This is a genomic window from Candidatus Burkholderia verschuerenii, from assembly GCF_001189365.1.
Lineage (GTDB): Bacteria > Pseudomonadota > Gammaproteobacteria > Burkholderiales > Burkholderiaceae > Caballeronia > Caballeronia verschuerenii.
On the sequence record NZ_LFJJ01000446.1, the window covers coordinates 1 to 11,891 of the forward strand.

Annotated in this window: 14 protein-coding genes and 1 pseudogene; 10 read left to right on the top strand and 5 right to left on the bottom strand. The window is 62.2% G+C overall.

Features of this window, described 5'->3' with window-relative positions; genetic code table 11:
- From BVER_RS33175 to BVER_RS29670, 9 genes and pseudogenes are all read left to right on the top strand, one after another.
- Nucleotides 1–125, top strand: a pseudogene (locus BVER_RS33175) (IS5/IS1182 family transposase); the annotation flags it as partial.
- Nucleotides 126–127: 2 nt separating this feature from the next.
- Nucleotides 128–2,059, top strand: coding sequence for a phosphomethylpyrimidine synthase ThiC (thiC, locus tag BVER_RS29640; protein ID WP_050456241.1), 1,932 nt, complete (start codon nucleotides 128–130; stop codon nucleotides 2,057–2,059).
- A 211-nt stretch (nucleotides 2,060–2,270) separates the two neighbouring features.
- Nucleotides 2,271–2,483, top strand: coding sequence for a YMGG-like glycine zipper-containing protein (locus BVER_RS29645; RefSeq protein WP_050456242.1), 213 nt, complete (start codon nucleotides 2,271–2,273; stop codon nucleotides 2,481–2,483).
- A 216-nt stretch (nucleotides 2,484–2,699) separates the two neighbouring features.
- Nucleotides 2,700–3,239, top strand: coding sequence for a hypothetical protein (locus BVER_RS29650; protein WP_050456243.1), 540 nt, complete (start codon nucleotides 2,700–2,702; stop codon nucleotides 3,237–3,239).
- Between the two features lie 256 nt (nucleotides 3,240–3,495).
- Nucleotides 3,496–3,642 carry a hypothetical protein gene (locus tag BVER_RS32170; RefSeq protein ID WP_157056331.1) on the top strand — a complete coding sequence of 49 codons (147 nt, stop codon included), beginning with the start codon at nucleotides 3,496–3,498 and terminating at the stop codon, nucleotides 3,640–3,642.
- 156 nt (nucleotides 3,643–3,798) lie between these two features.
- The gene (locus BVER_RS29655; protein ID WP_050456244.1) at nucleotides 3,799–5,346 is read left to right on the top strand and encodes an L-lactate permease; all 1,548 of its coding nucleotides are present in this window, start codon (nucleotides 3,799–3,801) and stop codon (nucleotides 5,344–5,346) included.
- A 129-nt stretch (nucleotides 5,347–5,475) separates the two neighbouring features.
- Nucleotides 5,476–6,417, top strand: coding sequence for a DMT family transporter (locus BVER_RS29660; protein ID WP_050456245.1), 942 nt, complete (start codon nucleotides 5,476–5,478; stop codon nucleotides 6,415–6,417).
- 127 nt (nucleotides 6,418–6,544) lie between these two features.
- Nucleotides 6,545–7,066: a hypothetical protein gene (locus BVER_RS29665; protein WP_050456251.1), complete on the top strand. Its 522-nt coding sequence runs from the start codon at nucleotides 6,545–6,547 to the stop codon at nucleotides 7,064–7,066.
- A 37-nt stretch (nucleotides 7,067–7,103) separates the two neighbouring features.
- Complete coding sequence (locus tag BVER_RS29670; RefSeq protein WP_198155533.1) at nucleotides 7,104–7,499, top strand: polyketide cyclase; 396 nt, start codon at nucleotides 7,104–7,106, stop codon at nucleotides 7,497–7,499.
- A gap of 1 nt (nucleotide 7,500) precedes the next feature.
- On the opposite strand, the gene arfB is transcribed toward BVER_RS29670, so the two are convergent.
- Nucleotides 7,501–7,926, bottom strand: a complete 426-nt coding sequence (gene arfB / locus BVER_RS29675) for an alternative ribosome rescue aminoacyl-tRNA hydrolase ArfB (RefSeq protein WP_050456247.1) — start codon at nucleotides 7,924–7,926, stop codon at nucleotides 7,501–7,503.
- 256 nt (nucleotides 7,927–8,182) lie between these two features.
- Here arfB and BVER_RS29680 point away from each other — a divergent pair, with 256 nt between their 5' ends.
- Nucleotides 8,183–10,711, top strand: a complete 2,529-nt coding sequence (locus BVER_RS29680) for an FUSC family protein (protein ID WP_050456248.1) — start codon at nucleotides 8,183–8,185, stop codon at nucleotides 10,709–10,711.
- 17 nt (nucleotides 10,712–10,728) lie between these two features.
- Here the strand turns inward: BVER_RS29680 and BVER_RS29685 are convergent, their stop codons facing one another.
- The 4 genes from BVER_RS29685 to BVER_RS35005 all read right to left on the bottom strand — a co-directional run.
- On the bottom strand, nucleotides 10,729–10,941 hold the full coding sequence (locus tag BVER_RS29685; RefSeq protein ID WP_050456252.1) for a hypothetical protein: 213 nt from the start codon (nucleotides 10,939–10,941) through the stop codon (nucleotides 10,729–10,731).
- Between the two features lie 92 nt (nucleotides 10,942–11,033).
- Entirely contained in the window at nucleotides 11,034–11,324 is a 291-nt protein-coding gene (locus BVER_RS29690) for a type II toxin-antitoxin system RelE family toxin (protein WP_050456249.1), read from the bottom strand.
- The gene (locus BVER_RS29695; RefSeq protein ID WP_050456250.1) at nucleotides 11,311–11,553 is read right to left on the bottom strand and encodes a type II toxin-antitoxin system Phd/YefM family antitoxin; all 243 of its coding nucleotides are present in this window, start codon (nucleotides 11,551–11,553) and stop codon (nucleotides 11,311–11,313) included. The genes BVER_RS29690 and BVER_RS29695 overlap by 14 nt, the downstream gene beginning before the upstream one ends.
- Nucleotides 11,554–11,590: 37 nt before the next feature.
- On the bottom strand, nucleotides 11,591–11,891 hold a 301-nt coding region (locus BVER_RS35005), incomplete at its 5' end, for a hypothetical protein (protein WP_232316963.1).

Genomic DNA, 11,891 nt, shown 5'->3' on the forward strand with positions numbered 1-11,891 from the left:
TCTTTAAGCGTATCAAGCATTTTCGTCGCGTCGCCACTCGATATGACAAACTCGCCCACAGCTACCTCACCTTTGTCTCCATCGTGTCTGCCTTCGGGCCGCTCTTAAATGTAAACAGGACCTAGCAATGAATGCCAACCCGAAGTTCATCTCCGAGAACGCCGTCGTCGATGCCGCCGCCATCGCGCCGCTGCCGAATTCGCGCAAGGTCTATGTCGAAGGCTCGTCGCACGACATCCGCGTGCCGATGCGCGAAATCACCCAGTCCGATACGCCCGACGGCTTCGGCGGCGAGAAGAATCCGCCCGTCTACGTGTACGACACGTCCGGTCCGTACACCGATCCCGATGCGAACATCGATATCCGCAGCGGCCTGACTGCCCTGCGCGGCGGATGGATCGACCAGCGCGGCGACACGGAAGAACTGAGCGGCTTGTCGAGCGATTTCGGCCGCGAGCGCGCCGCCGATCCGAAGACAGCCGAACTGCGCTTTCCGGGCCTGCATCGCAAGCCGCGTCGCGCGCTCGACGGCAAAAACGTCTCGCAGATGCATTACGCGCGTCAGGGCATCATCACGCCGGAAATGGAATACATCGCGATCCGCGAGAATCAGCGTCGCGCGGAGTATCTGGAAAGCCTGAAGAGCAGCGGCCCGAACGGCGAAAAGCTCGCCAAGATGATGGGCCGTCAACATCCGGGACAAGCTTTCGGCGCGGCGGCGTTCGACAAGGATGCGCTGAAGGAAATCACACCCGAATTCGTGCGCGAGGAAGTGGCGCGCGGCCGCGCGATCATTCCCGCGAACATCAATCACCCGGAAAGCGAACCGATGATCATCGGCCGCAACTTCCTCGTGAAGATCAACGCGAATATCGGCAATTCGGCGGTCACTTCTTCGATCGGCGAGGAAGTCGACAAGATGACCTGGGCGATCCGCTGGGGCGGCGACACGGTGATGGACTTGTCGACCGGCAAGCATATCCACGAAACGCGCGAATGGATCATCCGCAATTCGCCGGTGCCGATCGGCACGGTGCCGATTTATCAGGCGCTCGAAAAGGTCAACGGTAAGGCCGAAGATCTGACGTGGGAAATCTTCCGCGACACGCTGATCGAGCAAGCGGAACAAGGCGTCGATTACTTCACGATTCACGCGGGCGTGCGTCTGCAATACGTGCCGCTGACCGCCAACCGCATGACGGGCATCGTCTCGCGCGGCGGCTCGATCATGGCGAAGTGGTGCCTCGCGCATCACAAGGAAAGCTTTATCTACGAGCACTTCGAAGACATCTGCGAAATCATGAAGCAATACGATGTCTCGTTCTCGCTCGGCGATGGCCTGCGTCCCGGCTCGATCTACGACGCCAACGACGAAGCGCAACTCGGCGAACTGAAGACGCTGGGCGAGCTGACGCAGGTCGCGTGGAAGCACGACGTGCAGGTGATGATCGAAGGCCCCGGCCACGTGCCGATGCAGTTGATCAAGGAGAACATGGACCTGCAACTGGAATGGTGTGACGAAGCGCCGTTCTACACGCTCGGGCCGCTGACGACGGATATCGCGCCGGGTTACGACCACATCACCTCGGGCATCGGCGCGGCGATGATCGGCTGGTTCGGCACCGCCATGCTCTGCTACGTGACGCCGAAGGAACATCTCGGCTTGCCGAACAAGGACGACGTGAAGGAAGGCATCATCACGTACAAGCTGGCGGCGCATGCGGCTGATCTGGCGAAGGGTCATCCGGGCGCGCAGGTGCGGGACAATGCGCTCTCGAAAGCGCGCTTCGAATTCCGCTGGGAAGACCAGTTCAATCTCGGCCTCGACCCGGACAAGGCGCGCGAATTCCACGACGAAACGCTGCCGAAGGATTCCGCCAAGGTCGCGCATTTCTGCTCGATGTGCGGCCCGCATTTCTGCTCGATGAAAATCACGCAGGACGTGCGCGATTTCGCGGCGAAACAAGGCCTCAGCGAAGATCAGGCGCTGGCGCACGGCATGGAGGCGAAGGCGATCGAATTCGTCAAGAAAGGCTCGGAGATTTATCAACCGACGTAAGCGCGGATCGATATCCGTTTAGCACGCACGGCCTGCCGTTTTTACACGCGGCAGGCCGTTTTCATTTGCCTTTCCTTGCGAACACTCGGGCACTTTTCCTGCTCATGAAGAAAATGAATCGGCAGGAAACGCCAGCGTTATCGTGCACATGCACAGCGCGTCCGGGCCGTGATGCCGCCGATTCCTTTTTAATTCGAATTGGAGAGTCGACATGAAAACCATCAAACAGATCGGCGCCGCGGCAACACTCGTGGCACTCCTCGGAGGCTTGACCGCATGCGGCGACATGAACACACGTCAACGCGATACGGCGGTCGGCGCGGGCGTCGGCGCGGCGGGCGGCGCGGTGATCGGCGGCAGCGCGCTGTCGACGCTGGGCGGCGCGGCGGTAGGCGGCATCATCGGCAATCAGGTCGGCAAGTAACGCACCGCCATTCCTGCGATGGTTCGATCGCGCGTTCGTATGAACGATCCGGCCATCGCGCGCGATGCGCGGGGCGCTTGTTTCAGGATTGTTACAGGATGCCTCGCCGTTTAATGCTTTGTCACATAACGCGCGGATCACCGGCATCGCATTCGAGTAAGCTGCTTTTTAACGGACCCATTCGAGTCCGGCATGTCGTAAGCAAGGAGCAGTGCCATGAATCCCGCCCGCTTTATCCTCGGACCGAAGACCGCGATTGCATCGCTCATCGGCGGGTTGCTGTTGAGCGGGTGTTACTACGGTTATTCGCCTTATCCCGGCGGCTATTATTCGCCGGTTCCAGTTGCCTATACGCAGCGGGAATTCAGTTTGCCGCAAGGTGCATCGGGCGTGGCGGCGGCATCCGCGCCGAGCGCGCAGACGCAGTACATCCAGGCATCGCCGTCGGCGGATTACTACGCTGATTACTATGCGATGCCCGCTGCATCGACCACGTACTACACGACTTATCCCGCGTATCCCTACGCCGCTTATCCTGCTTATCCGGCTTATTACGGCTATCCGTATCCGCCGGTATCGGTTGCATTTGGCTTCGGTTACTGGGGCGGCGGCGGAGGATGCTGCTGGGGCCACGGATGGCACGGCAACGGCTGGCACGGCGGCGGCGGATATCACGGCGGGGGCGGTTGGCACGGCGGCGGATCGAGTTGGCAAGGCGGCGGCGGATGGCACGGCGGCGGTGGCCGCTCGCACTAACGCCGCTGCGCGAATCGCGCTTTTGCGGCCGAAAATCGCCGCGACGTAACACGGCTGAAACAGTTTGCCGTCCATAACGCACGGTCGACGTCGCACGATGCTGCGTGCGACCGCGCAATGTCCTTCGTTTTCCTTTTCCGACAGGCACTTGGCCGAAAGCAGCGCGCCATTGGCATAATTTTGGCTATTGTCCTTCCCCATCGACCGCGCAGCATCGTCAATCGTCGCCGCGCTCTAATCCTCGGGGAATTCTGACATGATGGCCTTCGTCTTTTTTCTGTTCTGGATGCTCGCCAGCCTCGGTTTGCTGACCGTCTGGGTGTTTCGCCGCACGCCGCCTACGGGCGATGACTCCGCGCGACGTCCGGCTTCCCGGTCGAACGCGGCATCGGTCGAGGGCTGAGCCGCGCCGGACGGCCATTCCGTTCTTGACTGGCACGATTCCTCCCCTATTCTGTATTTGCGCATTATGCGTCCGCTTAAGCCGGTTCGCATGCTGTCGTCGCCTGCCGATGCAACCCGATGCACACAGGCGGATACAGAAAGACAAGGAGACCCGATGTTCCATCAGCTGCTCACTCCGATCGCCAATTCGCTCGCGCTGTCGTTCGTCGTCGCGGCGTTACCGATCGTGCTCGTCCTCATTCTGCTCGGCTGGGCGCGACGTCCCGCGTGGCAGGCATCGCTTGCCGGGCTGGTCCTCGCGTTGATCATCGCGGTGGCGGGCTGGCACTTTCCCGTGGGACTCGCGGTCGACTCGGTGTTCGCGGGCGCGGTATTCGCGCTGTGGCCGGTCATGTGGATCGTGTTCGCGGCGATCCTGCTCTATAACGTCTCGCAACGCTCGGGACGCTTCGAAGCCTTCCGCCTCTGGATGGTCGATAACCTGCCGAACGACCGGCGCATCGTGCTGGTCGTGATCGGCTTTTCGTTCGGCGCGCTGCTCGAAGGCATTTCCGGCTTCGGCACGCCGATCGCCATCACCAGTTCGCTGTTGATCCTGCTCGGCTTCCCGACGCTCGAAGCGCTCACCTTCACGCTGATCTTCAATACCGCGCCGGTCGCGTTCGGCGCGCTCGCCAAGATGGTCGGCCGGCAGTTGCCGCTGTTCGCGTTCTTCCTGCCGTTCTACGTGATCGGCACCTACGCGGGCTTTCGCAATATGCTGCGCGTGTGGCCCGTGCTGCTGGTGTCGGGCGGCGCGTTCGCGCTGACGCAGTACGTGACGTCGAACTACATCAGCTATGCGCTGACCGATGTGCTCTCCTTGCTCGTCTCGCTGATTCTGACGATCGCCTTCCTGCGTGTCTGGAAGCCCGCGCCCGACGACAACTTCGCCGTCAACGTCGACCGTCTCGCCGATACCCGCGCGACGATTTCCGGCGGCCAGGGCTGGCTGCCGTGGATCGTCGTATCGGCGGTGGTGATCGTGTGGACCATCGCGAAGATCTTCCTGATCGGCGACGTGAAAGTGGCATGGCCCGGGCTCGACAAAGCCGTGTACATCACGCTGTACAACCAGCCGTACGGCGCGATCTGGGACTTCCAGCCGCTCGCCACCGGCACCGCGATTCTGGTCGCGGCGATCATCACCTGCGCGCTCGTCAAACTGCTCGCGCGCGAGTTCTTCGCCGCCGCCGCCGATACCTGGGTGCAGACGCGCATCGCGATCCTGACCGTGGCGACCATCGTCGGCATGGCGTATCTGATGAACTACTCGAGGATGAACTACACGCTCGGTTTGGGCGTGGCGTCGGTCGGGCCGTTCTTTCCGCTGGTGTCGGCGTTCCTCGGCTGGGTCGCGGTGTTCCTGTCCGGCAGCGATACGCCGGGCAACGCGCTGTTCGGCAATCTGCAAGTGGTGGCCGCGCATCAGCTGAATCTGAATCCGGTGCTGATGGCCGCGACCAATTCGTCAGGCGGCGTGATGGGCAAGATGATCTCGCCGCAGAACATCTCCACCGGCGTGGCGACGACCGAGCTCAAGGGCAAGGAAGGCGTCGTCTTCGTGCGCACGTTCAAGCATTCGATTCTGCTGACCATCCTGCTCGGCATACTCGTCTGGTTGCAACAAAACGTGCTGACGTGGATGATTCCGCCGCATTAACGCGGCGCGCTTGTCATATTTGTACGCGACATCTCCCGCTTCTTGCGGTCTCGTCCTTCGCGCGTTCAAAGACGCGTAACGCGGTGGTAGCATGCGCGGACTTTCCGTCGTTCGAAGTCCGCCGCCATCATGTCTCCCGCCAATCTGCTGCAACTGATCTTTCTCGCCGCGCTCTGGGGCGCATCGTTTCTTTTTATCCGCGTGGGTGTCGCCGAATTCGGCGTGGCGCCGTTGATGGCGCTGCGTGTCGGCATCGGCGCGCTGTTTCTGATCGCGATGCTGCTCGCCCGCCGGCCGTTCCGGCAAACCGTCGCGACGATGCGCGCGCGGACGCTGCCGCTGTTTATCGTCGGCATGCTCAACTCGGCTGCGCCGTTCTGCCTGTTCGCCTATGCCGAACTGACGCTTTCGGCAGGCGCGACCTCGGTCGTCAATGCGACCACGCCGCTGTGGGGCGCGCTGGTCGCCTATCTGTGGCTGAAGGACAAGCTCACGACGACGCGCACCATCGGCATGGCGATCGGCTTCGCGGGCGTGCTGGTACTGGTGTGGAATCAGATCGCGCCCGCGCACGAGGCCCACTCGACGGCCGCCGCGAGCCTGCCCGTGCAAGGCCTGCTTGCCGCAGCCGCCGCGCTGCTCGCCTCTGCGCTGTACGGCGTGGCGGGCAACTTCGCCAAGCGCTATCTGATGAACGTCGATCCGCTCACCAATGCCGCCGGCAGCATGATCGCCGCGACGCTCGCGTTGTCGCCGATCGCGTTTCTTACGTGGCCGCACGCGCCGATTTCCGCATCCGCGTGTGAAGCGGTGCTGGCGCTGGGCATCGGCTGTACGGGTATCGCGTATTTCATCTATTTCCATTTGGTCGTGGTCGCGGGCCCGGCGCGCGCGATGACCGTCACCTTCGTCATTCCGCTGTTCGGCATTTTGTGGGACGCGCTGTTTCTGCATGAGCATGTCTCGCTCATGATGCTCGAAGGCTGCGCCGTCGTGCTGCTCGGCACCGCGCTCGCGACCGGCGCGCTCGATCGTCTGCCCTTCTTCGCCCGGCGCAAGCTCGCGCCGTGAACTAGACTTCCCAAACGACGTGCGGGCGTCGCGCTGGCAACGCTCAAAACGGTCAAATTGTTTGGACGTGCGTTGCGATTCGTGTAACGCCGCGTCAAGCTTCGCGATTTTTGCGTCGGGAGTCGAGATGTTCGCCAAGATCAAACACGAAATGTTGAAGATGGTGCCGCCCTTCATCTTCTTCTTCGTTCTGCTGCATGCCGTCATCATCATCATTCGCGCGTTGATGGTCAAGGGTACGGGCGTGTCGCTCGATACGTCGGTGTCGGTCATCGTCGCGTCGCTGATTCTCGCCAAGGCGGTGCTGATCGCCAATATGCTGCCGTTCATCAATCGTTATCCCGATCGTCCGCTGATCTGGAACGCAGCGTGGAAGACGCTGATCTATACGATCATCGCGGGCATCTTTCACTTCCTCGAGCGGCTGTTCGACTACTGGAAGGAAACGCATAATCTGGCCGCCGCGCATCACGAACTGATGACGCATATCAACTGGCCGCAGTTCTGGGCGATCCAGATTCTGCTGTTCCTGATGATCGGCAACTACTGCATGTTCGCGGAACTCGCGCGCGTGATCGGACGCGAAGTGCTCAAATCGTATTTCCTCGGACCACGCGTGGACGTGCCGCCGCGCTGGCAACAAAGCTGACGGCGGACGCGCCGTCGTTTCGGATCATTCATCGATGATGCAGGCCATCACCCTGAGCGTGTCGATCGATCGCGACTGGCGCGATCTCTACGAAGCCATCTGGCGACCGAAAGCGTTCCCGCGCTGGGCGTCGTCGGGACTCGCGCAATCGACGCTCGAATTAACGGGCGATGTCTGGAAGGCGCGCGGCCCGGCCGGCGAGGTGACGATCCGCTTCACGCCGCACAACGCGTTCGGCGTGATGGATCACACGGTCATACTGGAAGACGGCACGGAAGTGGATGTGCCGCTGCGCGTGATCCGCAACGGCGACGGCCCGGAAGTCGCGCTGACGCTGTTCCGCCAGCCCGGCATGTCCGACGAAAAATTCGCCGCCGATGCCGACTGGGTGCGCCGCGATCTGGCCACGCTGGCGCAACGTTTCGCGGCCTGACTTATTCTCCCCGAACCGTCCCGCGCCCCGCCTTGATCGCGCCGCGCCGCACCTTGCCTTCGACACGTCTCACTTGCGATGCGCGCGTCGGCTTGGTCGCGACGCGTTTTCTGCGCGTGACGCTGGCGCTGCGGATCAGTTCGTCGAGCCGGGCGAGCGCCGACGCGCGATTCATATCCTGCGTGCGATGTTCCTGCGTGCGATGTTCCTGCGCCTTGATCACGATGACGCCCTCGTGCGTGATGCGGCTATCGGCGAGCACGAGCAACCGCGCCTTGATATGCTCCGGCAAGGACGACGCGCGGATATCGAAACGCAGATGAATCGCGCTCGACACCTTGTTCACGTTCTGGCCGCCCGCGCCTTGCGCGCGCACGGCGGTCGTCAGTTCGATCTCGTGCGCGGGCACCGTGAGGCTGTCGGTCATCGGTCGTGCTCCTTATCGAACGGGCGCTCGGTCGGTTAAAAGACGCGGCAACGTTGCATTTTGGCAGCAAGCGGGCCGTTGCGCCACGCTCGGCGCAATCCCGATGCCTGCCCGCCAGGCACGTTCCGACAAACGAACCTGGCCGAACGGACGAGGTTCGACGCGCCGGTGAGTTGAGTTAGACTCGTTGTCGCTTCGTTCCCGCGACCACGGACCACGGAACGACAGCGCCCCACGGTAAGACCACAGGAAGTCGATGCGCTATTCGTTCGAAATCAGAAAGTTCATCTATAGCCAGTATTTCTTCGGTGGCTTGCGCATCGCGCTCGGCGTGTCGATTCCCGCCGTGCTGATGTTGACGGTGTTTCATAACCGCGAACTGGGCTTCACCATCGCGACGGGCGCGCTGGGCGCGTGTGTCGTCGACATGCCGGGACCGCTCAAGCACAAGCACAACGAAATGCTCGCCTGCACGGCGATCGGCTTTCTGTCGGCACTGGCAACGGGCATCGCGACCGCGCATACGCTCACGCTATGGCTGACCGTGGTGCCGCTGACCTTCGTGCTGTCGCTGATCGTCGTGTACGGCACGCGCTGGCCGCAGATCAGCTTCGCCACGCTGTTCATGATGGTCGTCACGCTGGAAGATCATTTCACGCCGATGCAGGCGCTCGTCAACGCATCGTGGATTTTGCTGGGCGGGCTCTGGTACACCTACTGGGCGACGCTCGTCAGCCGGCTGCTGGTGTATCGCATCGAACAACAGGCGCTGGCGCAGAGCATCTTCAGTTGCGCGGAATATCTCTACGCGCGCGCCGAGTTCTACGATGGCGACGCCGATCTCGACGAGTGCTACCGTAAGCTCATCGAAAAGCAGATCGCGGCGGTCGAACAGCAGGAAGCCGCGCGCGACATCGTGTTGCGCAATCTGCCGAAGATCAAGAGCGGCAAGCTGGAGGCGCGGCGCGCGCGGCTGTTCAATCTGTTTATCAACGTGGTCGATCTGCACGAGTTTTTCGTCGGCGCGCATACGGACTATCCGCTCGTCCGGAAGACGTTTGCGGGCTCGGACGTGCTGATTTTCTATCGCGATCTGATGCGCAAGGCGAGCGCGGATCTGGAGGAAATCGGGCTGGCCGTGCTGCAGAACAATCCCGCGCCGAAGCAGATCAGCATGAAAGCCGAGCTGCGCGCGATCGAGTACGAACTCGAACTGATGCGCAAAAACGGCCTTCCCGAGAAGAATCCCGAGGCGTATGCGGCGGCGGCGGCCGTCTTTCGCCGTCTGTGGAGCGCGACACGTCTGATCGACAAGATGCGCCGCCGCACCCGCGACGACGCCAGCCCGACCGAAACCGAAGTGCAGATCGATCACGCGCTGTCGCGTTTCATATCGAGCCGGCGCGTGCCGTTCCGGCAGATTTTCTCGAACCTGACGATGGCCTCGCCCAGCTTCCGCCACGCGTTGCGCGTGACGATCGCAGTGGGCATCGGTTTCTGGGTCGGCAGGCTGCTGCCGCTGACCAACGCGTACTGGATCGTGATGACTACGGTCATCATCCTGAAGCCAGGCTATTCGCTCACCAAGCAGCGCAACACGCAGCGGATCGTCGGCACGGCGATCGGCTGCGCGGTGACCATCGCGCTGGTTCTGCTGGTGAAAGATCCGCACATCCTGCTGATCGTGATGTTCGCGTCGATGGTGATGAGCTACAGCCTGCTGCTCTTCAACTACGCGGCAAGCGTGGTGTTCACGTCGTCATATGTGCTGCTGATGTTCCATCTGCTCGCGCCGGGCAGCTTGCGGATGATCGGCGAGCGCGCCATCGACACGGGGCTCGGCTGCGCAATCGCGATTGCGGCGAGTCATCTGTTTCCGTATTGGGAATATCGGCTGATGGGCAAGCTGGTGAAGGACCTGCTCACGGCCACGCGCAATTATCTGGAAGCGAGCTGGTACTGGCGCGCCAAGCCCAGTGCCGATGCCGCGGCGCAAACCGCCGCCGCGCCCGCCGATCCTGCAGTCGACGGCGTCGTATTCGCGGATGGCAACGCGCGCGCGGCGACATCGTCGTCGCAGGTCGCTCAAACGGTCGCGGCCACGGCCGAAGCCGCCAACGAACCCGATGCGAGCGCCCCCGCGATCGATCCGAATCTGACCGCCAACGCCGTCAAGGCCGCGAGCGCGACGGCGGAGCGGCTGGCGGCGGTGAGCATCGGCGAGAGCACGGCGGCGACCGCGACCAAGGGCGCGTCGGCTGCGGCGACGGCGCTCGATCGCGACTTTCGCTATCGGCTGGCGCGCAAGAATGTGCATATCGCCTTCGCCAATCTCGCGCAGGCGTTTCAGCGGATGATGCTGGAGCCGAAGGCGCAGCAGAGGTACGTCGCCGAATTGAACGATCTGCTGGTGCAGAGTCATGTGCTGGCATCGCAGATCACCGCCGCCGCGCCGCTGCTGCAATCGCTCAACGAAGCGGACGGTCAGGCCTTCGAGCCGGTGCAGCGGACGCTGGGCATCGTGCGGGACAATCTGTCGGATGCGCAGAGCGCGCTGCCCGAACCCGAGGTATCGACGGATGGCGACGCCCCCGCGCCACGCGCCGACGCGATCAAGGACCTGCGCCGCGAACTCGACGCGATGGTGACATCGGCGGAGCGCGCCAAGACGCTACCCGCCGATGCGCTGCACGATCTGAAACTGCTCGCGCATCAATGCAAGCAGATGCTGACGGCATCGGCGCTGATCGGCAAGGATTCAGCGCAGATTCGTCTGCCGGTCTGAAACGCCAATCTGTTCAGTTATTGCGATGCGCCGGTCGCGGGCCTCGCATCGCTCGATACGGCGAGCGTGTTTTGCTCGTCGAACTGGCGTTTGTCGCGAATAGCGTTGAACAGCAGCGTCCCGAGAACCAGCAGCACGACCACCACGACGAACACGCCGACAGCAGTGGTCGGATTCTTCTTTTTGGGCGAACCGACCGGGCGGCGGTCGTTACGGCGATCATCGGTCATGGATTGCGGCAAGGAAGAGGAATGCGGATGGAGCCGACATGGTACCCGCGCTGGTTTTCAGTTGGGTTGCGGGTGGGTGGGCGACGTGCGCGTCACCGCGTGCGAGTTCTCGCCACCGAATAAACATCGCCCCGCTCGCGTTTTCCGACCGCGATCACCTCGACGGTCACGCGCGCATCCTCTACCCGGTAGACCAGTCGATATCCCAACGCGGCAAGCTTGATCTTGTAGCAATTCGGGAGCGTGCTCAGCCGAGCGGATTCGATCTTCGGATTATCGAGCCGCTCGGTCAGCTTTCGCTTGAGCTGCTCGCGCACGGTGTGATCCAGTGCGCGCCATTCCTTCAGCGCGGACGGCAAAAACGCGAGCTTATAGGTCGTCAAGCTTCACGCTCACGGCTTTCTCGTTGCTGCGCGCGCGAACGATTTCGGCAAGTTCGATATCTTCGAGCTTTTCGCAGATGGCTTCCCATTCGGCGGCGGGAATCAGGTACGCAACCGGCTTATTGCGATTGAGCACGGCGACCGGACCGTCGGCCTGCTCGATGGCGTGACTCGGATTTACCTTGAGTTCGCTGATTCCGATGGAAACACGGGCATGGATGGCTTCCATCGCGCTCTCCTTATTTGGTCAACTAGATGACCAAATATTAGGTCTTGCGAGTGGTCAAGTCAATGTATCCGCCGCCGCTGAAATTCTCTGCTACGCCACCCGCCTTGAACATCCCGCCGGCGCTTCGCATACTCCACACGATTCCATGCACGTCTGATTTCGGCGCTAGCTGCAAGGGGCCATGTCGAAATACCTCGTGACCGGACGTGTTGCGCCGCCCTCGGGCGGCATTTTTTGTGCGCCCAGCATGGGCGCACTCTTGCGGGTGCAAGTCGCGCGGCAAGTTGACCACAGCGAGCGAAGTGAAGCGCAACTGCGGAAGGGCGACCGACCGTGGG

Coding starts and splice junctions, on each gene's coding strand:
- thiC (WP_050456241.1), top strand. CDS start 128: ATGAATGCCAACCCGAAGTTCATCTCCGAGAACGCCGTCGTCGATGCC.
- BVER_RS29645 (WP_050456242.1), top strand. CDS start 2,271: ATGAAAACCATCAAACAGATCGGCGCCGCGGCAACACTCGTGGCACTC.
- BVER_RS29650 (WP_050456243.1), top strand. CDS start 2,700: ATGAATCCCGCCCGCTTTATCCTCGGACCGAAGACCGCGATTGCATCG.
- BVER_RS32170 (WP_157056331.1), top strand. CDS start 3,496: ATGATGGCCTTCGTCTTTTTTCTGTTCTGGATGCTCGCCAGCCTCGGT.
- BVER_RS29655 (WP_050456244.1), top strand. CDS start 3,799: ATGTTCCATCAGCTGCTCACTCCGATCGCCAATTCGCTCGCGCTGTCG.
- BVER_RS29660 (WP_050456245.1), top strand. CDS start 5,476: ATGTCTCCCGCCAATCTGCTGCAACTGATCTTTCTCGCCGCGCTCTGG.
- BVER_RS29665 (WP_050456251.1), top strand. CDS start 6,545: ATGTTCGCCAAGATCAAACACGAAATGTTGAAGATGGTGCCGCCCTTC.
- BVER_RS29670 (WP_198155533.1), top strand. CDS start 7,104: ATGCAGGCCATCACCCTGAGCGTGTCGATCGATCGCGACTGGCGCGAT.
- arfB (WP_050456247.1), bottom strand. CDS start 7,926: ATGACCGACAGCCTCACGGTGCCCGCGCACGAGATCGAACTGACGACC.
- BVER_RS29680 (WP_050456248.1), top strand. CDS start 8,183: ATGCGCTATTCGTTCGAAATCAGAAAGTTCATCTATAGCCAGTATTTC.
- BVER_RS29685 (WP_050456252.1), bottom strand. CDS start 10,941: ATGACCGATGATCGCCGTAACGACCGCCGCCCGGTCGGTTCGCCCAAA.
- BVER_RS29695 (WP_050456250.1), bottom strand. CDS start 11,553: ATGGAAGCCATCCATGCCCGTGTTTCCATCGGAATCAGCGAACTCAAG.